Here is a 19,928-nt window from a genome sequence, read left to right as displayed (position 1 = left end):
GCCATGATGATCAGTCCCGTTCTTGCCCTCGGGAGGCTGCTGGCCGGGGCAGCGGGGATATGTTCATCGGGGAGTTCCTTCGCTCGGGCTGAGAGGGACGATGCCGGGGTGCTCGGGAGAGCGGCCCACCAGGAAGGGGTCGCAGATCGAGCCCAGGAACACGCCGGCGGGGTCGGTGGTGTTGAAGGCGAGCATCACCGTTCGACCGGTCCGGTCCTGGATGACGCGTCCTCTGTGGAGGGACTCGGCCACGACGAGACGGGCCTCCTTTGTCGGATAAGGGCCCAGAACAGAGGGTGCCCGGATGCTCCAGATCCCGCCACGCTGTCCCGCTCGGCGTCTGGCTGCGGACAGCCGTGGCGTGTCGCAGGAAATGAGCAGTGTCCGCTCTCCTTGGACGGTGGACAGCTGCGGGACTTCGAGGTGGGTGAATCCGGCACCCACAGCGCGGAGCGGTGGCTGAACTGTCCAAGTGCGCATATCCGGTGAGGTGACGTGGGCGATGACGCCGCGGTCGTCGGCAGCACCATGGTTGGCCCGGGTAGTGACGAGCATGTGCCAGCCGTGCCCGTCCGGGCCTGGAAAGACCCACGGGTCGCACCAGGCCTCTTCAGGCCAGCTCGAAGTGCCCAGCTTCTCGTACCAGCGGTCATCCGCCTCGGTGATGGGCCCGGGCTGTTTGGTCCAGGTGTGCAGATCAGTGGAGGCTTCGGCTTCTCCGCCGAAACCCTCCGCAAGGCGGCCGCCTGCGAAGTCACCTTCACCTCGGCGGTCCCGACCTCCGGGACGGGCGGTATCGGCGCGCTGGTCAGTGCCGACTCTGGCAAGTGCATCGACACCGACGGCGGCACCGTGTACAGCCCCGGACCAAGGAGTAGAGCCGGGAGTGCAAGGTGGCCTCAGCCGTCAGATCTCTCCGACTTCCAACGGTGAGCCGTACACGATGGGTGCCACCGAGTGCCTCGACGTCTTCGAGAACTGCCACGGCGGTACATCCCAGAAGTGGACCGTGAAGAGCGACAGCAGCATCTTCGCCCAGCCCTCCGGCCTGTGCCTGGACGCGGTGGGCGGGAAGACCGCGAACGGCAGGCTTGCAGTTGCGGGCGTGCAACGGAGGCGCTAACCAGAAGCGGTCCTGGTCCGAATACTGGCCCCGGCGCTCATCGGATGACATCGTCCCGCGCCCCGCCTGCCGATCGGGCTAGTTCCGGCGGGCGCGGACCCACCGTCGCGCTCCATCGCGGAGCTCGGCTGCCAGAGATTCCGTGTTCATCTACGTAGACACAGTTCGGTTCCGGTCTCTTCTCGCGTCATTGGCCAATTCGTCTGTTACACCGGGTTGTTCATCAGATCCTCTTCCTCTAGCTTCCTCACAGGCGGATCACGCCGTAGCTCAAAGTTCACGTATATGACCTCGTAATAGAGGCTCGGACCACCGTGCGCGGTGCGGAGGCACGTGCTGTCCGGGCCGCAGCCGCCCACTCTCGGGAAGGCACGCCATGAACGAGTTTCTCAGCCGTCGCCAGGTACTCGGCACCGTGGCGGGAGGCGCGCTGGCCACCTTCGCCGCCGGGGGCGCGGCCGCTGCCGCGCCGGTGGCCGCGCAGACGTACACCCCGCCCGCCCTGCGTACATGGCTGAGCCTCAACTCCGGGTGGCGCTTCCATCAAGGCGACGTGGCAGGTGCGCAGGCGCCCGCCTTCGACGACACCTCATGGACCCCCCTCAGCGTCCCGCACACCTGGAACGGCCAGGACGGCGCGGACGGGGGCGGCAACTACTACCGGGGTGTCGGCTGGTACCGCAGGCGCGTCACTGTTCCCACGGACTTGTCCGGGAAGATGCTCTTCCTTCAGTTCGCGGGGGTCAACCAGGTCGCTGACGTCTGGATCGACGGCACCCTCCTCGGTCGGCACGAGGGTGGTTATTCGCGTTTCCGGTTCGGTGCCACCGCCCAGATCACGCCGGGTCGCGAGAGCGTCCTGGCGGTGAGGGTGACCAACGCGAACAACCCCGATGTCGCGCCCCTCAGCGCCGACTACACGTTCGAGGGCGGCATCTACCGGAACGTCAGCCTGTACGCGGTCGACAAGCTCGCGCTGCGGATGCTCGACTACGCGGGCCCGGGCGCCTATCTGCGCCAGCGCAGCGTGACTGCAGCCTCCGCCACCGTCGACGTGAAGGCGACCGTCTTCAACAACAACAGCACCAGCCGCTCGCTGGTGGTGCGCGCCGTCGTCACCGACACGACCGGCACGATCGTGGCCGACCGGAGCAGCGCGCCGCAGCCCATCGCGGCCAACTCCGGCCTGGACGTCCTCCAGACGATCACCATCACCAACCCCCGCCTGTGGAACGGCGTGGCGGACCCGTACCAGTACAGCGCCCATGTCGAGGTCCGCGACGCGACCGCGGGCACGGTCACGGACGTGGTGACCGAGCCACTCGGGCTGCGCAGTTTCAGCCTCGACGCGGCCTCCGGCTTCACGCTCAACGGCCGCCACCTGAGCCTGCACGGCGTCAACCTGCACCAGGATCGCGCCGGCGTCGGCTGGGCCGTGAGCGACGCGGACCACGCGCAGGACTTCGCCCTCATCAAGGAACTCGGCGCCACCGCGGTTCGCATGGCGCACTACCAGCACGATCAGAAGGACTACAACCTCGCGGACGCCGCAGGCGTGGTCGTGTGGGCCGAGATCCCGCTGGTGGACGCGATCACGAACTCGGCGGCGTTCACGGCGAGCACGAAGAACCAGTTGCGCGAGTTGATCCGCCAGAACTACAACCACCCCTCGATCGTCTTCTGGGGGATCGGCAATGAGCAGCGCAGTGACAACACCGCCACGAACGCGCTGCTGGACGAACTCGCTGCGCTCGTCGCAGTCGAGGACCCGGAGCGCATCAGCGCCTACGCGAACCACCTCGGCAACGACGCCCAGGTCGCGGGACACGCGGACACCACCGCCTACAACAAGTACTTCGGCTGGTACGGAGGCTCGTACAACGACCTTGGAAGCTGGGCCGACAGCCTGCACGGGGCCGAGCCGCAACGCACCTTCGCCGTCTCGGAGTACGGGGCGGGCGCGAACACCACCCAGCACGCGCTCAACCCGCCGGCGCCCACCCCGGGCGGCTCCTTCCACCCTGAGGAGTACCAGGCGCTGCTGCACGAAGCGTCCTGGAAGCAGCTCGCCGAACGGCCCTTCGTCTGGGGGTCCTTCGTCTGGAACATGTTCGACTTCGCTTCCGACGGGCGCAACGAGGGCGGCCAACCAGGGATCAACGACAAGGGGCTGGTCACCCGCGACCGGTCGATCCGCAAGGACGCCTTCTACTGGTACAAGGCCAACTGGGCTGCCACACCCACCCTTCACATCACCAGCCGCCGCTGGACCACTCGAACCACAGCGTCGACGGAACTGAAGGTCTACTCGAACGCCACGGAGGTGACCGCAACGCTCAACGGCACCTCACTCGGCAAGCGGAGCACCACGGACCGCATCTTCAGATGGACCGGGGTACAGCTGCGTCCAGGCGTCAACACCGTCACTGTGACGGCCTCCATTCAAGGCGCGACACATACCGACACCGCCACCTGGACCCTCACCTAGAACGGACCGGCTGACGGCTGACCTCGCACGAGGCCGGACACCGGCCCTCGCACCGAGCCCCGCAGACAACGGATGTGAGAGCCGTCTCCCGGGCAGTTCGACGGCGGGTGCGGGCTGTGTCCTGGACGGCGTGGTGTCCCGGACGATCAGGGAACGTCCTGCGACTCCAGCGGTGTTGGGGAATCCTGGGTGTCGTGACCGAAAGTGCATACGAAACGGCTCCCGGCAGGGAGGTCAGAACACTTCTCCGGGTTTTGGACGGGCAGCGCCGCCATGTCCTGGGCACCCTTGACGGGCTCGACGAAGAGGCTCTGCGACGGCCGGTGCTGCCATCCGGATGGCACTGCCTGGGAATGGTCCAGCACCTTGCGCTGGACGTCGAGCGGTTCTGGTTCCGCGCTGTTGTCGCCGGGGACGAAACGACCATCCACGCTCTGACGAGCGGCGACGAAGCCTGGAAGGTGGATCCGGAAACACGGGCTGCCGCTGTCCTCGACTCATACCGGCAGGAGGCAGAGCTTGCCGACGCCGTCATCACCGCCACTGCCGCCGATGCCGCCCTGGCGTGGTGGCCTCACGACCTGTTCGGCGAGCCGCATCTGCACACCCTGCGCGACGTCCTGCTGCACGTCATCACCGAGACTGCGTGCCACGCCGGTCACCTCGACGCGGCACGGGAACTCATCGACGGCCGGCGTTGGCTGGTCCTGACCTGACACGGCGGTTCGGCTGGAAGACTCCCGTCATGGTCTGCCTCTCCCGCTGCGCGGTTTCCTCGTCCGGCCCGGGCAGGGGCCGGGCCGCTGCGTACTGCGATGGCCCTTTCCAACCACCTCTTGCGCCGTGGGGGTTGAGGCGTTGAGGAAGCTGGTAGGAGTTCACGTCCCCGGAACACTCGTACGAGCGAGTGCCTTCACTTGTAGTTCGAGGGCAGGCTCGCGAGGCGACGGGTTCGCGGGTGGCTGCATGAGCCTGATCGCGCTGCTCATCGAAATCCCGGTCGCCTTTCTGCTGGGGCTGACGTCGGTCATCCATGGGTGGGGCCGTGTGGACGAGCAAGCCGCGGCATCCCCGATGGACTGGGTTCCGGTCCTCTGGCTCGGCGGGTTCACATTGGGCGTGCTCGTGATCGCCGTTTTCTTCCTGTACTCGGCACATCCGTTCGCGGGTGCGGTCCAACTCCTTGTAGCAGCCATCGCGCTGTGTTTCACGATCGCTGCTTGGCACGACCAGTACGAGCGTGCTCATCCACGACCGCTACCAACGAGGGCCGGCATGCCGCCTTTGAACCACGTGACCGACCGGTAGCACCGTCTCGACACCGGGGCGTTCAAAAGGCCCGGAGGCGTTCAGTGCCTTGGCCCCGGTCGTGGTGCAGCGATGGCGTTCCCGCCCGGCGCTGTCGATGAGACGGGCGTGCCGATCTGGGCGCTGAGGCGAAGGAAAGACACCAACTTGCTGACGGCCTGGAGCACATTCGCACAAGCCAGGGCGGTCCACAGAACGGGCAACCCGGCTGTGTCGGCGATTGGCACGGACAGGGCGGCCAGGATCCCGAACCACAGCGCCGTGGACACCAGACTTGGCCCGGTGCGTTTGAGTCCGACGAGGCCGAAGCCTGCCACTGCTTGAAGAGCGTCGGTGACCACTACTGCCAGGATCAGTGGCAACAGCCGGATCACCTGGTTCTCCAGTGCCGGGGTCTTGGTGAACAGGCCCACTATCGGGTCTCGCAGCACGAGCAGGACGGTTCCGAGTACGGCGACTGCGCACAGGGCCACCCGAATCCCGGCCCACACGCTGCGCCGGATGCGCACGGTGTCCTGTGCCTCGGAGTATGCGGCGATCAGCGGGACCGTGGCCTGGCCGACCGTGACCGCCGCGGTGAAGATGACGTTCACCAGTGATTCCGACACGCTGTGCACGGCGGCGCTGTCGGTACTGATCCGGGCGGCCGCGAAGGTCAGTACTCCGAGCACCGAGAACTTGACGAGTACAGTCCCGCCAAGTGGGAGTCCCACCTGGGCCAGACGCAGTATCTGGCCCAGCTCCGGCCGCCCGGGCCGTATCCGTCCTCCCGCCAGCACCGTGTGGCGGCGCAGTGCGTACTGGTTGAGGCTGGTACTGACCAGGCTGGAGGCGAGCATGGCCAGGCCCGCACCGGTCAGCCCATAGCTCGGCAGCGGTCCTGGGCCTCCGACGAGCAGCACAGACAGTGTCACCGACGCCGCAGTGCCCACCAGACCGGACCGCATCACCTGAGCGGATTGGCCCAGGGCGACCAGCACGGACGTCGCCGACTGGCCGACCGCGATCAGCAGTACGCTGCCCGCCAGCATCCACGGGAATGTACCCAGCTGGGAGAGGACGCCGGGCCGAACTCCGAACACTGTGCCGAGCAGCGGCACTGCCGCCACCGCTGCGGCACACACTCCGCCCACAGCGAATGACAGCCACATACCGCTGCGCACCAACGGCAGCAGGTTCCCGGGGTCGTTGCGGTGCGGCGCGATGAACGGCATCACCCCGCGGAGCGCACCCGCCACGGTGGCAGTAGCCGGGCTGAAAACGGCCACTGTCACGGCGAACGCGGCCAGTGAGAGGGTGGCGTGGCGGCCCAGGAGCGCGGTGTCGACGAGCGAGCCCGCCGAAGCGGCGAGGGTGGTCACATAGAGCGGCGCGGCTGACTTGGCGATGGTCATGAATGCGCTGGAGTCGCTCACACAGCCACATCCTGCCACTCAACTCCGCGTCTCCGCACACCAGTTACCCAGACCACCCCGAGCCTACCGACGCGGCGGCAGGGAGACGTGAAGGGCCGCATAGCAGTGCTCAGCTTGCTCTTTATGGTCTGAGTCGGTTTCGTTCGGCGATGCTCTCGGGTCGTTTCACGGTCTTGCCCACGTCGTTGCGGGTGGCGGGCCGCTGGTTCTTCGAGCCAAGTGGCCTGCCTGGTACGAGTGTTGAGGGTTTCGGTGCACGGGCCGGGCAGGTGAGATGTGGGCGGAGGTTTCTGAACCCCCGGCGGATTCGGGCCGGGGTCAGCCGGCCGGGCTCGGCGGGCTTCTCCCACGGCCGCCGCAAGTCGGCGGCGGCCCCGCGCGGAAGGCGAATCTGGGTGTGCGTGGCGATGACCAGCTAGGTCCAGCGCTCGCCGGCCTCGGGGGTGCGAAGCTTCGGCCGCGTCCGCCCGAGGGTCTGTTTCATCAGCCTGAAGAGGTGCTCGATGTCGACCCTTCTCAGGAACGCCTGCCAGCGCACATGATCAGACGAAGGCCGCCCCAGCGTCCCGGTGAACACCCAGGTGAGTGGCCTAGTTCGAGGCCTAATTCGGCCTCAGGCCGTGAAGAACACGCTCAGAAGCGTGACTTGCTCACCGAAACGAGGACGGAGCGACAACGGACACCTCAACAACTGCACGGGCTCTCGGAACACTCCGAGCAGGCCCACGGATCACGTCGGCGCACCGGGAAACTCCAAGATCCCCGACAGAATCAAGCTCAGACGGTGGCATCCTGCTGTTCCAGCCATTTTGAAATCGCTTGGTTTGTTTCCTCAGGCATTTCCTCCTGAATCCAGTGACCGCAGTCCAGGCCGACCACATCTACGTTGGGCACGAACTCTGTCAGGGTCTCGGACCTCGGGACCGCCAAGTCCCGGTCGCCGTAGAGCATGAGGGCGGGCTGCTGGATGATCGGGTCCACGTCCGCCAGCAGGTGCCAGTTGCGGTCGAGGTTCCGGTACCAGTTGATGCCGCCCGTGAATCCCGACGTTTCGAACCCGGAGATGTAGACGGCCAGGTCGCTGTCGCTCATGACAGGCTCACCGAGCGGTGCTTCCGCCAGGGCGAGGTTGATAAACGCCATGCCTGGCTCAGGGGGCGCCGGGGGCACGTTCTTCCGGTAAAGGTTGCGGATGAACTGGCTTGTGTTCGCATCGAACACGGTGTCCGCAACGCCCGGCTGTCGATTGAAGTGGACGAAGTAGAAGTCGCCGCCGAGGAACTGTTCCATGACCTCGATCCACGGCGTTTCACCGCGCACCTGGTAAGGCAAGGACAGGTTGATCACCTTGTTCACACGGTTGGGGTGCAGCAGGGCCAGCGACCAGACGACAAATGCACCCCAGTCATGGCCGACGAAGGTGGCATCGTCGTATCCGTAGTGGTCAAGGAGCGCGACGAGGTCGTCCGACAGGTGGTCGATGTCGTAGTCCGTCACTTCGGCCGGGCAGGATGAGTTACCGAAACCCCGCTGGTTCGGTGCGATGACGTGGTAGCCGGCTTCGACGAGGACGGGCATCAGGTGGCGCCAGGAGTACGCGTGCTCAGGCCAGCCGTGGCAGAGCACGATGGGCTTTCCCTTGTTTTCTCGTCCTGCTTCGAAGACTTCGAGTTCCACGCCGTTGACCAGAATAATGGTGGGTTTGGGGAAATCGGTAGAATTGGCCATCGTGTTCCCTTATTGCTTTCGGGGTGATTGGGATTAGGTGAAGTTCCCGAAGACGGTTCGGGTTGTCGAATCGCGAACTCTTCGCGCGACCGAGCGGTCGATCATGACGGCCGTTCAGACCTTGCCATCGACGCCAGCATCCGCTCCAAGCGGGCCAGCCGCGTCTTCTCGGTACGGGCGGTGACCAGAGCGAGGTACAGCGCGAACTGGTCGGACTTGCCGAGCGTGTCGTAGAACGCCCGCGCTGCCGGGTTCGCATCGAGAGCTTCGATGAGATCCGGTGGTGCGGTGGCGTTCTTCGGCGAGGCATATGCCCTCGCCCAGCGGCCGTCTGCCCGCGCCGCCTCGACCTCGGCAAGGCCGCGGGGGCGCATCCGACCCGCCGCGATCAGCGCCTCGGCCTTGTCGACGTTCACCTGCGACCAGGCGGAGCGGGGGCTGCGGGGTGTCGTGCGCTGCAGAAAGTACGAGTCGTCGAAGCCCCGCCGCTGACCGTCGATGCAGCCAAAGCAGAGCACCGTGTCGACCATCTCTTCCCAGGTGAGCGACGGGATGCCGGTACGCTTCTTGGCGATCTTCACCCAGAGCGCGGTTCGTTCCCCGTGATGCGTGTCGAGCCAGGCCTCAAGCTCGACCGGGCTCGCGGGGACAAGGATCTCGACGCCGTCCTCGTATTTCTGCATAAACCGCAGACTAGAGGCCCTATAGGACAGATTCTGACCTACTCGAGCGCAGCGCTCGAGCGACCTACTCAGGCGACCTGACCGGCTCACTACTTGGCGGGCTTCGCCCTGCTGTCACAGGCCACCCGTCGAGTCGAGGAACTGCTTGAGCTGACGGCCGACGTCGAGGTCGCGTACTCGGATGTGCCCGATCTCCCCGCCTGGAGGAACCCGACGAACCGGGCGGCGCGGTCAGCAGGTTGAGGTACCGGTGCACGGGCCGTAGTAGGGCAGGTCAGCGAGCACCTCGGCCAGCGGTTCACCCTCAGCACGCAGCAGTTCACGATCTCGGTAGCAAGTGCCGGGAACGCATCCGCAAGTCGTGGGTACAGCCCACCTGTCACCACGGACCGTACATGTCGCAGGCCATGAGAAGCACCAGAGGTTAAAGAACAAGCTCAGAAGCTGTGTGAGCCCCGCATGACAACCGGCTGATGTGGCTAGGCCTTACGGCGCGCGAAGAGGACCGCACCTGGGACGCTCTCGTCGGGGTCGATCAGCATGTGGGCCTCAATGGTGAACCCGGCGTCGCGCAGCCAGGCCGCCACTTGGTCGGGCCGGCGGCGGTGAACGTGGACGTTCATCGGGTGGCCGCCGTAGCCCTGCGTCTTCAGGTTTGACTGGTTGCCGACGTGAAAGCCGATCAGCAGTGGTCCCCCGGGAGGCAATACGCGCCGGAAATGGCCGAAGACCGTGGGGACGGCTTCGTCGGGGACGTGAATCAACGACCAGAACGCGAGCAGGCCGATGACTGAAGCATCGGCGAGGTCGAGGTCGGTCATCGAGCCCACCTCGAACCGCAGGCGGGGGTGGTCGCGCCGGGCGATGTCGATCATGCCGGGGGAGAGGTCGATGCCGAAAGCGTCCACACCCAGCTCGTGGAGGTGAGCGGTGACGTGTCCGGGCCCACAGCCCACGTCCGCCACCGGTCCGCCGCCGGCGGCGTGCACCAAGTCGGCGAACAGCGCCAGCGCCGCCCGCAGATACGGGGCCCCGGCCAGGGCCTCGCGCAGTTGGTCGGCATAGTCGGCCGCGACCGTGTCGTACGAGGTCCGGGTGTCCGCCAACCAGCGGTCTGCGTTCATGGCTCGACAGAGTAGTGCGGTGATCAGGATGACGAACCGGATCAACCGGGATCAACGACGCATCAGACCAGGTCACTTGAGACGGAGGCCAGATCCTTCGAGACGGGACAGGCCCGTCGCCCTCCCGTGGTGGCGGACCAGGCTGTCCGCTGACAACGAACCCGAACCGATTGCTCTGGCCTATGCCGAGCTGCACCTGCTCATGTCCACGCCCAGTTTCACCCGCTGGACCCATGAGCACGACGAAGAGATGCGGAACGGGCCGGCCGGCACTCCTCGGGGCCTCCTGGGGACGCCTCCGGCAGGGTGGCCCCGACGGGGGCGTACGCCGCCGTCGGGGCCCATATGCCCTCTGCCGCCCAGCAGTTCGCGGCCCTGGCCGAACAGACCGTAGCCCGCCTTGTCCGCGACCGCGGTCGGGGAGCTGTCGCCGGCGCAGTGCGTGCTGTACGCGGGCGTTGCCGGGCCCTGCGCTAGAAGGTCAGGTTCCAGGCGTCGATCTTGCCTGTGTCGGAGGCGGCGTTGTCGTTGACGCGCAGTTTCCAGGTGCCGTTCGCGATCTCCGAGGAGGCGTTGACGGTGTAGGTCTGGGCGATGTTGTCGGCGCTGCCGCCGGTGTGGTTGTGCAGCGTGTAGACGGTGCCGTCCGGCGCTACCAGGTCGACCTTCAGGTCCCCGGTGTAGGTGTGCTTGATGTCCACACCCACCTTGAGGGTGGCCGGGGCGTTGCCGGTCACGCCGGTGACGGCGATCGGGCTCTCCACGGTCGCGTTGTCGTTGATGGCGAAGTCCGTGAGGTTCTCGAAGTACGTGCCCGCCGGCGGGGTGGTCCCGACGGCCTTGAGGGCGTCGACCTGTCCCTCGCCGAAGAACGAGTTGTTGGCCGTCGTGCCCGTGCAGCGGCTGTCCGAGGGGCAGGCGATGTCGTTGGCCTGGGCGGCCAGCTTGGCGCGGAGCTGCGCCGGGGTGATGCCCGGGTCGGCGCTGGCGAGGAGTGCCGCCACGCCGACCACGTGCGGGGTGGCCATCGAGGTGCCGCTCTTGCTGCCGTAGCCGCCGCCGGGGACGGTGGAGTACACGTTGCTGCCCGGCGCCGCGACGTCGATGACGCCCTGCCCGTAGTTGGAGAACGAGGCCTTGGTGACGCCGGTGCCGTTGGCCGCGACTGTGACCACGCCCGGCAGCTCGGTCGGGATGTCGAGGCAGGCGTTGGTGATGGTGCGGGTGACCGGCGTCGAGTCGTTCGGGCTCGCGGAGTCGGTCGTCTTGTGGGCGAGGTCGTAGTTCTCGTTGCCCGCGGCGGCGACCTGGAGGGAGCCCTTGCCCTCGGCGTACTCCTGGGCGCGCTTGACGCCCTCGATGATGGCGGCCTGGTCGATGTTGTCCGGGCAGTTGAACTGCCAAGGGTCCGTGTAATAGCTGTTGTTGGTGACCTTGAAGCCGTGGTCACCGGCCCAGACGAAGCCGCAGATGGTGTTCTCGGCGAAGAAGAAGGCGTTGCCCGGCTCGGCGACCCGGACCGCGGCGATCGACACCCCGGGGGCCACGCCGACGACGCCCTTGCCGTTCTTGGCCGCGGCGATGGTGCCCGCTACGTGGGTGCCGTGCGTGTCGACGTCCCGCCAGGCTCCGGCACGGGTGTCGGGCTTGCCGTAGGCGCAGGAGACAGAGTCGGCCGCGTCGAAGTTGGGCGCGAGGTCCTGGTGTTGGTCGTCGACACCGGTGTCCAGGATGCCGACCTTGACCGAGGCGGAGCCCGGGTTCACGGCCCAGGCCTGGTCGGCCTTGATCTGGCTCATGTCGGCCCGGACGGGTTCTCCGGCCGGGGTCGAGGCCTGAGCCGGACTGGCCGGGATCGCCGGGTTGTAGGCGGCGGCCGGGACGTCCGAGGTGCGCGTGGCGCCGACCTGCTGCACGCCGGCGACGCTGCGCATGGCGGCGGCGAACCCGCTGGACGCCGAGTGGGCGACGATCACGCCGATGGCGTCGAAGTTCGAGAAGACGGTGCCGCCGTTGGCCTCGATCGCGGAACGGACTGCGGAGTTGTCACCGGGGGCGGTGATCACGAGGTAGGCACGCGTACCGGCCACCCAGGCCGCACTACGGGAAGCCGGCACGGCGGCCGGAGCGGGGGCCTTGGCGGCCGACGCCGTGGAGGGGACGACGGGGAGCGTGCCCGCGAGGGCGCCCGGGGCGCCGAACGCGAGGACGGCGCCGAGCGTGGCCGCCAGCACCAGCGTGCGTCTGGGGCGGCCGGATATGGGGGGTCTCAATGCGTCCTCCTGAGACGGCCCGGCCGCGCTGAGGGCAGCGGGGGGCCGTACGAAACGAATGGTGGATGCAAGATGTCAGGTGCATGCTCCTGTGCGGAAGTACCTTTCCGCGCAGGGACGTCATAGGGGCATGGCTGAAAAGAGATGCACTGTGGGCATCGAGGGGCCGAGACCTCTCGGAACTCGGCGACGCCGATCGCGCCCTGGCATACCCCGCCGACCTGGCGCCGGCCGTGGTCAGGACATGCGGAATTGCCTCTTCGCCCTTTCGTCTCTCGGCTTGTGTTTCAGGGTTTCGTGCAGGTTGATGTGGTGGCTTGGTGTTGGTACCAGACGGTGTCGAGTTCTCGGCCGTCGGGGAGGGTGTGGCGGGTGGGGCCGGGGGCTGGGGTGAAGCCGGCGTGTTCCAGGGCGCGGCGGCATGCGAGGTTTGCTGTAGCGGTGCCGGCCCGGACGGTCGGCAGACCGGCGTGGGTGTGGGCGAACTCGGCGCCTGCCAGGAACAGTTCAGCGCCGAGGCCCTGGCCTCGGTGGTCGGGGGCGAGGATGCCGCCGATCTCACCGGTGTCGTGGTGGATTTCGAGGTATCCGGCGTAGCGTCCGCTGTCGCGGTGTACGCAGACCATGAACTCGGACGTCCCGGGGCTGGGTTCGAAGGGTTCGGTCAGCTCAGGGTTGGCCTTGATGAACCGGCGGGGGCGGCGATGGTGGGGCCCATGCGCAGCAGGGCCCGTCTGATGTCGGCGTCCGGTACGAGCTGGTCCATGTGGTTGCCCTGCCAGCGCTGGGCTTCGGGGTCCGCTCCCGCGGAAACGGCCGCCACCGCGTCGAGTTGGGTCACCGGGGTGTAGAGCAGCAGGTGCTCGGTGGCCAGGGCGTGTCGGCCGGGCGTGCACAGGTCCGGGACCGGGACGCCCGTGACCGCACGGCGGCGTCGTAGGAGCGGCCGGATCATGGAACCCCCGTTCCGCGGCTACGACCACGACAAGTACCGCCGCCTGGTCTGGGATCTCGGCGTGAAGCCGCTGATCGCCCGCCGCGGCACCGAGCACGGCTCCGGCCTGGGCACCCAACGCTGGGTCGTCGAGCGTGCGTTCGCCCATCTGTACTGGTTCCGCCGCCTACGCATCCGCGGGGAGATACGCGACGACATTCATCAAGCCTTCCTCACCCTCGGATGCGCGCTCATTTGTTGGCGGCGCCTGAAGTCCCGGCGACGGGTGCCTACGGTGTCCCCTCAGGAGTTGAGGAGATCTCCCGGATGACATTCCAGAAGTCATCGGAGCCCGGCGTGAGGGAGTGCTCGAACAGAGCGCGACGGACTGCCCGCGCGTGGGCCGGGCGGGCCGCAGCGAGGGCGGTCCGGCCGTCGTCCGTTGCGGTGATCAGCACGCGCCTGCCATGTCCGTCTTCGCGCTGCAGGAGTCCGCGTGCGGCCATACGGGAGAGCTGACGCGACAGGCGGGCGCGTTTCCAGCTCAGCATGGCGCCGAGGTCCTGCTGGGGCATGCGGCCATCGCCGTTCTCGATCACGCGCGAGAGGACGGCAAAGTCGGCTGCGGACAGCCCGGCCGCACTGTGGATCTCTCGTGCGACCGCAGCGAGTACCACCTCATTCGCTCGCTTCCAGGCGGTCCACCGCGCCATCTCAGCGTCGTTGAGGGGCTGCGTCATGGAACCCCCTTCCCTTGAGTTGCCATGTAAACATACGTCATCCATGATGGTTTACATGGCAACTCAAGGGAAGCGTTCAGTGCTCATCACTGGCGGCGGCTCGGGCATCGGGCTCGGCTTGGCCGAACGGCACCTCGCCGCCGGACACCGCGTCATGATCACCGGCCGCAGCTCCGGTCGGCTCACCGCGGTGGCCGAACGCCTGCCAGGCATCGAAACCCTCACCAACGACATCGCCACCCCTGAAGGACGGCAGCGCCTGGCTGATCACGTCCGGCAGACCATGCCGGAGCTGGATGTGCTGATCAACAACGCCGGTATCCAGCGACGGCTGGGCATTGCCTCGGACCGATCCCCCTGGGCCGAAGCGCAGAACGAGATTGACATCCTGTTCGCCGCGCCGGTCCACCTCGGGCAGTTGCTCGTCCCACACATGCTGGCCCACGGTCGTCCCAGCGCGCTGATCAACGTCACCTCCGGCGGGGCCTTCTTCCCACAGCCGTTCGCCCCGCTCTACAGCGCGGCCAAAGCCGCACTGCACAGCTACACCGTGAACCTCCGCCACGCCCTCAAAGCAACGCCGGTCCGAGTGGTGGAACTCATACCCCCGGCGGTGGCCACCGAACTCGCCGGCCCTGGCCAGACACACGGTGCTGAGCTGGATGAATTCTGCGACACCGTCTTCCCCCTACTGGACGGCTCCCACGCGGAAGTCGGCTTCGGCCCGACTGCCGCACCCGACTTCACCGAACAGCGCGCCACCGAACAGCGCGCTTTTGAGGCTATGTCCGACCGCTTCGGCGTGCCCGTTTACCGGCCCGACGGTCGCGTAGAGGACTGACACTCCACCGCACAGCCCGTGACCGGCTTCCCGCGGCTTGGGCTGCGCCACTCACAGATCTAGAACCAGGACCCCGAGTGGGCGGCAAAGGTCCTGGCCGGCCGCACGGACGAACAGCCTTCCAACTCCCTCGTACACCATTCCGTTAGGAGTTCTTAGCTTGGCGTTTATGCAGCTGTGCTGCTTGTGGTGGCTGCCGCGAGGTTTGGTTTGTCCTGTTTCCCGACGGGGTGCTCGCGTGCACGGTGCTTGTTCCTCTTGCCGGTTGGCCGGCCGGGGCCTGCGGTGCTGGGTTTCGGTGCACTGGCCGGCTGAGGGGTTTTCCTGTGGAGGCGGCGAAATCCTCGGCGGACCCGCGCGGGTGTGAGGCGCCCTTGGCGTGCGGGCCGTTCCCAGGGTTTGCGGAGGTCTTCTGCGAGGGGACGGGCGAGGCGGAGTTGGGTGTGGGCGGCAATGATGAGCCAGGTCCAGCGGTCGGCGGCGGCCGGCTCGCGGAGTTTGGGAGCGGTCCAGCCCAGCGTCTGCTTGAACATTCTGAAGGTGTGTTCCAGATCGAATCGGCGTAGGAATGCCTGCCAGAGTCGGTCCACATCCCCGGCAGTAGCGGTGTTGGCCGACCACCACAGCCAGATGGGTCTGGGGCTGCGGTCTCCGCGGAGGTGGTCGACCTGAAGGCGGATGACGGTGCCTTCGATGACCGGAAGCTGTCCTTCGGGGTGGTCGGCCCAGGCCGAGCGCCGGACCAGCAGCGGGTGCAGGCGGTCCCAGGCGGTGGCGACGGCCTTCCCGTAGTGGGTGGTGTCGGTCGCCGTGGTGACGGACGGGACCGGCTGGGTGTCGGGATCCTCGAACTTGAACTCCGCCCCGCGCTTGGGCTTGCGCCCGCGCTTGCCCGGCGGCTGCGGCGGGGGTGGGAAGTACAGGACGCGGTCCGAACGCATCCGGCCCAGCAGTTCCAACGGCAGGTCCGCGAGCAGGAAAGCCAGGCGGGTCACGTCATAGCCGGCATCGACGACGATCAGGACGGGCGGGTCACCGATCTGCCACTGGCCTGCCACACACAGCCGCTGGAACACCTCCCGGACTTGGACGGCGGTGACGGCGATCGCGTCGTCCCACGGACACAGCCGGACCACATCCAGCATGGCAGTCCACGACGTCCGACCCGGCTCGAGAGCGGCGACGAAGGAGTAGGGCCATCCGGGGATCATCTGGGCGGAGCCCCTGCCCCGACCGTATGTATGGCAGAACAGCCGGTCCGGGCTGGTATTCGCATCCGGCCGCAGCCAGTTGCTGACATCGACCGCCAGGACCAACCGCCCCTCCGCCGTCCGGGGAAGCGGCAGACCTGCCAGTGCTCTGCGCAGCCGGGACAGATCCAGTTGCCCGCGGTTCAGGCCGCCGTACAACGCACCATGCCCACGCTGATGCTCAGGCGCCAGGGACAGCTCGACCAACGTCCTCACCGGGCCGTCAGCACACAGCAAGGCATCACTCAGCTCGAACAAGGCGTCGGGTCGCTGGGTCAGGCAGGCATAGAACTCCATCCGGAAGAATGACAGTTCGGCAAACGCATCCCGCGGGACATCCCGCTGCAGCAGACTCATCGCTACGGCCTTCGTACTGGTCAAGTGCCTCTGTGACGGAGCACAGGATCAGACGAAGGCCGCTCTCACGTCCGGCAGTCAGCCGAAACCATCACCAAGTTCGAGGCCATGTTCGACCACGGACCATAAACGCCAAGCTTAGGGCTTGCCGGGAATCAACACGTTGGTTTGATCTTGGTTGTGTCGAGATCGAGGAACCTGGCGATGTCTTCCTGCGTGCGGAAACGGGCCGTTGAGGCGGGGATATGAACACCATGGGCTTCCAGGAGCGGGCGGACGTCTTTCGCTGCGCGGCTGATGGTCATGGCGGTGGTGTTGAAGAGCTGGCCCAGGAGGTCCATGTTCGCGAGTTTTCGCAGATGGAGCACGGTGACCAGGACCCGGTCGGCTGAGGTGAGCTTGGCTTTGGCGCCTGCGCCGGGGGCCACGAGGCGCTCGTGGCCTCGACGTGTGCGGAGCACGTGCTCGCGTTGGACCTCCATCGCTGGGGTCAACGCGTCGATGAGGTCGCTGAGCTGCCGGCGGGTCATCCCCGTCAGTTCCGGGTTCTGGAGCGAACGCCGCGTGAGGCGAGTCGGTGTCTTCGCCCTGGTCTTGTCCGATGTGCTGTTGTTGGTCGCCGCGTCCATCGGACCCTGGGGATGGAGGGTGTAGTTCCAGTCGCCGTGGAAGCGATGGCGGGTGATGGGCAGGGCAGCGATCTCGTTGTCACTGACGCGGATGCCGGTGGGGTACTCCCTGCTGTCAAGTTCGGCACGGACGGTGAGGCCGGTGCGGCTGGTGGTCGCGGCGATGGTTTGGAGCATGACTTCGTGGCTGGTCAGGGGTCTGCCGCGCCAGTTCATGGTGATGTGGGAGAACAGCCGGTGCTCGATCTTGTTCCACTTCGATGTGCCGGGCGGCAGGTGACACACCGTGATCTCAAGACCGGTCTGAGCAGCGAGGTCGGCGAGCTGGGTCTTCCAGCCGCGGGTGCGGTAGCCGTTGGAGCCTCCGCCGTCGGCGGTGATCAGCAGCCGGCGGGCGCGGGGGTAATCGTGCCGGCCGCGGGCCTGCCACCAGCGCCGGATCGAGGCGACGGCGAACGCCGCGGTGTCGTGATCGGTGCCGATACTGACCCAGCCGGTGTTCGCCGCCATGTCATAGATTCCGTACGGAATCGCTTTCTCGGCCTGGCCGGGGAAGTCGTGCGTCTTGACCCTCACGGGCTGTCCCGCGGGCCGCCATTGGTGCCCGGCGTTCTTGTAGTGGCCGATCAGCTCCTTCTTCTTGCTGTCCACGCTGATCACCGGGTCACCGGCATCCCTGTGGTCTCGTGCCTGCTCGTTGAGGTAGCGGAACTGGGCGTCCCGGTCCGGGTGCTGAGCACCCTCGATGGTTTTGGCGTTGGCCTGGAGACTGAAGCCTTCCTCCCGCAGCAGGCCCGCGACCGTGTCGGCGGAGACCCGGTGGCCCTGCCGGGTCAGCTCCACCGCCAGCTTCCGGGTCGACTTCGTCGTCCACCGCAGCGGCGACATCGGGTCGCCCCGCTCGTCGGGTTCGACCAGCGCAAGCAGCGCCGGTCGCAGCCCGGGATCGAGGTCCACAGCCTTCTTCCGGCCCCCGCCAGGACGACGGACCCGCCCCAACACAGGCTGACCAGAGTCCAGTTCAGCCGCTCCGCGCGAGACCGTACCTTCTTGAACCCCCGCTGCGGCAGCGACCAGCCTGATCCCACCATGACCCAGCGACAGGGCCTCCGCCCCTATGGCCAGCCGACGCTGGCGCTCGTCCAGATGCGGCAACAACACCTGGAACTTCGCAGCCAGGACGGCCTCGATCCCCTCCGGTCCCCCCATACCAGAACAACGAGTCCCGCAGCTGGAAGCCACGACTTGTTTCCCGGCAAGCCCTTACTCCGACCGTCCACTTCGCGGCCTACGGCCCCAAGGGCGAGCTCTATCTGGAGCTGGAAGGCCCCGAAGCCATCGAGGAGACGATCAGGGCCAGCGTGGGCAACGCCGAGGCGATCCACCACCTGTTCTCCTACACCGCCGACGTACACTCCCTTGCGAGTGCGTCGATCGTCGTGAACATGGAAGACATGGTCATCCCCGCAGAGGATGACCCCGCGACCGCGGTGACACAGCTCGGGGACGTGAAGTTCCGTTCGGTGAAGGGCTACGGCCACTACCGCTGCGACTTCCAGAAGGTCGACGGGGTGTGGAAGATCTCGAAGCTCGTCCAGACCCGGCTGAGGATGGATTTCACCCAATAGGGCATCGATTCGCCAAGCACCATCCACGTGCGTGAGCCCTGAGACAGAAGCCCAGTTTCTACCGCCCCAGAGGCCAGGCGCCGAGCTGGCCGACGCTTGATTGTCCGCGCTGAGAGCGCCGCTTCACCGTACTCGAGTCGGACGACCTTCGTCCTTCGTCGTGGCTTCTTCCGCGCAGTGATGAACGCCGAGATGTCTGCGGTGACGACCTCGGCGGGCTCCTTGGAGACCACCGTGAAGAAGACCTTCAGGTCCTAGTGCGGGGTTCCTCTTTCGCTGGGTATATGTCCTGGTGGCGGGGTAGTTGGCGGTGCTCGGGGGCGGGTGCTGGATCATGGTTTACGGGCTCGGCCGGGGTGTGACGAGGATCAACGGGCCGTCGTTCGTCGATTGCCGCGGGCGCGGAAGGCTCCGCGGGATGCGGTGATGCGGGCGGCTGCGTGCAGCAGCCGGTAGCGGAGCTTCTTCGGCTCGGCGGAGGCCAATTCGCCATCCAGTAGCAGAACTTGGGTCCACGCGAGTAGGTCGACGGCGGTCAGAGCCAGCTCGAGCCAGGCAGCATTGATGGCGAAGTGGCGGGAGGGAAGCGGCCGAGACCAGTGTTCTTGCCGCAGCGGATGCGGTCCTCGACGCGGGCGTGCGCACGGTGGCGGACCTCCAGATGCTGCAGGGAGCCTTCGCCCTGGGGGGTGTCGGTGAGGAAGACCTGGTGGAGCATGCCCTCGTCGAGATCGAACAAGGACAACTGGGCGCCGGGATGTGGGCGCTCGCGCCGGACGATGATCCGGGTGCCGTCCGGGTGGTCGGCCAGGTCCACCGTTCCGGTCAGTTCTGCCACTTCGGCGCCGGTGCGCAGAGTGCCGTCCTGCTCCAGCGCGGGGTGCCACAGGTGGTCGGGCAGGGCACGGATTGCGCGGCGGACTGGTTCAGTGACGGCCTATCCGACGGAGAAGAAGGTGTGGATTCCCCGCTCGCGCAGCGCTCGGACGTGGGCGAGTAAGACTTTCGCGCCTTCGGCGCTGTCAGCGCGGATGAGGATGTCGGTGCCGTGGCGGTGGGCGTCGGGGATCTGGGCCAAGGCAGCGTCCAGGACTGCAATGTGGTCGGCGGCGGTGTTGGCGCCGGCATTGCCCGGCCGCAGCACCCCGGCCAGGGCTTCGCCGGTGTTGTCCAGGAAGCACAGCAGCGGGTGGTAGCCGTAGCCGCGTTTGTAGGTCGGCGCTGCCTGTTCCTTCTCCGAGTGGCAGGTGACGAGGGTGGCGTCGAGGTCCAGGACCAGGCTCGGTAGGTCGCGGCCACCGGCGCGGGCTGCGGGTATGCCCCCGGTGGTCTCGGCGGCCTGGAGCCAGACGATCTCCCGGGCGACGGCTCTCGCCGAGCGCAGGCGAGTGAGTGCGGCCGGACCGA

17 protein-coding genes and 3 pseudogenes are annotated in these 19,928 nt (G+C 67.1%); 7 read left to right on the top strand and 13 right to left on the bottom strand.

What is annotated here, in order from left to right; translation table 11 throughout:
- Positions 1 to 63: 63 nt before the first annotated feature.
- Positions 64 to 252 carry a hypothetical protein gene (locus ACIP6U_RS09105; RefSeq protein ID WP_401714460.1) on the bottom strand — a complete coding sequence of 63 codons (189 nt, stop codon included), beginning with the start codon at positions 250 to 252 and terminating at the stop codon, positions 64 to 66.
- 691 nt (positions 253 to 943) lie between these two features.
- On the opposite strand from ACIP6U_RS09105, the gene ACIP6U_RS09100 reads away from it, so the two are divergent.
- The 4 genes from ACIP6U_RS09100 to ACIP6U_RS09085 all read left to right on the top strand — a co-directional run bounded on the left by ACIP6U_RS09100 (position 944) and on the right by ACIP6U_RS09085 (position 4,919).
- A complete protein-coding gene (locus ACIP6U_RS09100; RefSeq protein ID WP_401714459.1) occupies positions 944 to 1,123 on the top strand; it encodes a ricin-type beta-trefoil lectin domain protein in 180 nt (59 codons plus the stop codon).
- 376 nt (positions 1,124 to 1,499) lie between these two features.
- Entirely contained in the window at positions 1,500 to 3,611 is a 2,112-nt protein-coding gene (locus ACIP6U_RS09095) for a glycoside hydrolase family 2 TIM barrel-domain containing protein (protein ID WP_401714458.1), read from the top strand.
- A 194-nt stretch (positions 3,612 to 3,805) separates the two neighbouring features.
- The gene (locus tag ACIP6U_RS09090) at positions 3,806 to 4,327 is read left to right on the top strand and encodes a DUF664 domain-containing protein (RefSeq protein ID WP_401714457.1); all 522 of its coding nucleotides are present in this window, start codon (positions 3,806 to 3,808) and stop codon (positions 4,325 to 4,327) included.
- Between the two features lie 250 nt (positions 4,328 to 4,577).
- Positions 4,578 to 4,919, top strand: a complete 342-nt coding sequence (locus ACIP6U_RS09085; protein ID WP_401714456.1) for a DUF6234 family protein — start codon at positions 4,578 to 4,580, stop codon at positions 4,917 to 4,919.
- A gap of 41 nt (positions 4,920 to 4,960) precedes the next feature.
- Here ACIP6U_RS09085 and ACIP6U_RS09080 read toward each other — a convergent pair whose 3' ends face one another.
- From ACIP6U_RS09080 to ACIP6U_RS09045, 8 genes and pseudogenes are all read right to left on the bottom strand, one after another.
- A complete protein-coding gene (locus ACIP6U_RS09080) occupies positions 4,961 to 6,334 on the bottom strand; it encodes an MATE family efflux transporter (RefSeq protein WP_401714455.1) in 1,374 nt (457 codons plus the stop codon).
- Between the two features lie 121 nt (positions 6,335 to 6,455).
- Positions 6,456 to 6,875, bottom strand: a pseudogene (locus ACIP6U_RS09075) (transposase); the annotation flags it as partial.
- Positions 6,876 to 7,111: 236 nt separating this feature from the next.
- A complete protein-coding gene (locus tag ACIP6U_RS09070) occupies positions 7,112 to 8,062 on the bottom strand; it encodes an alpha/beta fold hydrolase (protein WP_401714454.1) in 951 nt (316 codons plus the stop codon).
- Positions 8,063 to 8,163: 101 nt separating this feature from the next.
- Positions 8,164 to 8,745: a YdeI family protein gene (locus tag ACIP6U_RS09065; RefSeq protein WP_401714453.1), complete on the bottom strand. Its 582-nt coding sequence runs from the start codon at positions 8,743 to 8,745 to the stop codon at positions 8,164 to 8,166.
- A 479-nt stretch (positions 8,746 to 9,224) separates the two neighbouring features.
- A complete protein-coding gene (locus tag ACIP6U_RS09060) occupies positions 9,225 to 9,869 on the bottom strand; it encodes a class I SAM-dependent DNA methyltransferase (protein ID WP_401714452.1) in 645 nt (214 codons plus the stop codon).
- Between the two features lie 473 nt (positions 9,870 to 10,342).
- Entirely contained in the window at positions 10,343 to 12,103 is a 1,761-nt protein-coding gene (locus ACIP6U_RS09055; RefSeq protein WP_401715506.1) for a S8 family peptidase, read from the bottom strand.
- Between the two features lie 326 nt (positions 12,104 to 12,429).
- Positions 12,430 to 12,768, bottom strand: coding sequence for a GNAT family N-acetyltransferase (locus tag ACIP6U_RS09050; protein WP_401714451.1), 339 nt, complete (start codon positions 12,766 to 12,768; stop codon positions 12,430 to 12,432).
- A gap of 38 nt (positions 12,769 to 12,806) precedes the next feature.
- Positions 12,807 to 13,097 carry a hypothetical protein gene (locus tag ACIP6U_RS09045; RefSeq protein WP_401714450.1) on the bottom strand — a complete coding sequence of 97 codons (291 nt, stop codon included), beginning with the start codon at positions 13,095 to 13,097 and terminating at the stop codon, positions 12,807 to 12,809.
- A gap of 13 nt (positions 13,098 to 13,110) precedes the next feature.
- Here ACIP6U_RS09045 and ACIP6U_RS09040 point away from each other — a divergent pair.
- Positions 13,111 to 13,407 (top strand): annotated as a pseudogene (locus ACIP6U_RS09040) (hypothetical protein); the annotation flags it as partial.
- On the opposite strand, the gene ACIP6U_RS09035 reads toward ACIP6U_RS09040, so the two are convergent.
- Positions 13,367 to 13,816 (bottom strand): MarR family winged helix-turn-helix transcriptional regulator, encoded by a 450-nt coding sequence (locus ACIP6U_RS09035; protein ID WP_401714449.1) that lies wholly within the window; start codon positions 13,814 to 13,816, stop codon positions 13,367 to 13,369. The pseudogene ACIP6U_RS09040 and the gene ACIP6U_RS09035 overlap by 41 nt on opposite strands.
- Positions 13,817 to 13,871: 55 nt before the next feature.
- On the opposite strand from ACIP6U_RS09035, the gene ACIP6U_RS09030 reads away from it, so the two are divergent.
- Positions 13,872 to 14,657, top strand: a complete 786-nt coding sequence (locus tag ACIP6U_RS09030) for an SDR family NAD(P)-dependent oxidoreductase (RefSeq protein WP_401714448.1) — start codon at positions 13,872 to 13,874, stop codon at positions 14,655 to 14,657.
- 167 nt (positions 14,658 to 14,824) lie between these two features.
- Here the strand turns inward: ACIP6U_RS09030 and ACIP6U_RS09025 are convergent, their stop codons facing one another.
- Both ACIP6U_RS09025 and ACIP6U_RS09020 read right to left on the bottom strand, forming a co-directional pair.
- The gene (locus ACIP6U_RS09025; protein ID WP_401714447.1) at positions 14,825 to 16,264 is read right to left on the bottom strand and encodes an NF041680 family putative transposase; all 1,440 of its coding nucleotides are present in this window, start codon (positions 16,262 to 16,264) and stop codon (positions 14,825 to 14,827) included.
- 155 nt (positions 16,265 to 16,419) lie between these two features.
- Entirely contained in the window at positions 16,420 to 18,102 is a 1,683-nt protein-coding gene (locus ACIP6U_RS09020; RefSeq protein WP_401714446.1) for an ISAzo13 family transposase, read from the bottom strand.
- Positions 18,103 to 18,206: 104 nt separating this feature from the next.
- Here ACIP6U_RS09020 and ACIP6U_RS09015 point away from each other — a divergent pair, with 104 nt between their 5' ends.
- A complete protein-coding gene (locus tag ACIP6U_RS09015) occupies positions 18,207 to 18,521 on the top strand; it encodes a nuclear transport factor 2 family protein (protein WP_401715504.1) in 315 nt (104 codons plus the stop codon).
- A 368-nt stretch (positions 18,522 to 18,889) separates the two neighbouring features.
- Here ACIP6U_RS09015 and ACIP6U_RS09010 read toward each other — a convergent pair.
- A pseudogene (locus ACIP6U_RS09010) lies at positions 18,890 to 19,928 on the bottom strand (IS1380 family transposase); the annotation flags it as partial.

Source organism: Streptomyces sp. NPDC088794, from assembly GCF_044750545.1.
Taxonomy (GTDB): domain Bacteria; phylum Actinomycetota; class Actinomycetes; order Streptomycetales; family Streptomycetaceae; genus Streptomyces.
The sequence above is the reverse complement of the archived record's forward strand: the minus strand, read 5'-3'. Positions and strand labels throughout refer to the sequence as shown.

Coding starts and splice junctions, on each gene's coding strand:
- ACIP6U_RS09100 (WP_401714459.1), top strand. CDS start 944: ATGGGTGCCACCGAGTGCCTCGACGTCTTCGAGAACTGCCACGGCGGT.
- ACIP6U_RS09095 (WP_401714458.1), top strand. CDS start 1,500: ATGAACGAGTTTCTCAGCCGTCGCCAGGTACTCGGCACCGTGGCGGGA.
- ACIP6U_RS09085 (WP_401714456.1), top strand. CDS start 4,578: ATGAGCCTGATCGCGCTGCTCATCGAAATCCCGGTCGCCTTTCTGCTG.
- ACIP6U_RS09070 (WP_401714454.1), bottom strand. CDS start 8,062: ATGGCCAATTCTACCGATTTCCCCAAACCCACCATTATTCTGGTCAAC.
- ACIP6U_RS09065 (WP_401714453.1), bottom strand. CDS start 8,745: ATGCAGAAATACGAGGACGGCGTCGAGATCCTTGTCCCCGCGAGCCCG.
- ACIP6U_RS09060 (WP_401714452.1), bottom strand. CDS start 9,869: ATGAACGCAGACCGCTGGTTGGCGGACACCCGGACCTCGTACGACACG.
- ACIP6U_RS09050 (WP_401714451.1), bottom strand. CDS start 12,768: ATGGTCTGCGTACACCGCGACAGCGGACGCTACGCCGGATACCTCGAA.
- ACIP6U_RS09045 (WP_401714450.1), bottom strand. CDS start 13,097: ATGATCCGGCCGCTCCTACGACGCCGCCGTGCGGTCACGGGCGTCCCG.
- ACIP6U_RS09035 (WP_401714449.1), bottom strand. CDS start 13,816: ATGACGCAGCCCCTCAACGACGCTGAGATGGCGCGGTGGACCGCCTGG.
- ACIP6U_RS09030 (WP_401714448.1), top strand. CDS start 13,872: ATGGCAACTCAAGGGAAGCGTTCAGTGCTCATCACTGGCGGCGGCTCG.
- ACIP6U_RS09025 (WP_401714447.1), bottom strand. CDS start 16,264: ATGAGTCTGCTGCAGCGGGATGTCCCGCGGGATGCGTTTGCCGAACTG.
- ACIP6U_RS09020 (WP_401714446.1), bottom strand. CDS start 18,102: ATGGGGGGACCGGAGGGGATCGAGGCCGTCCTGGCTGCGAAGTTCCAG.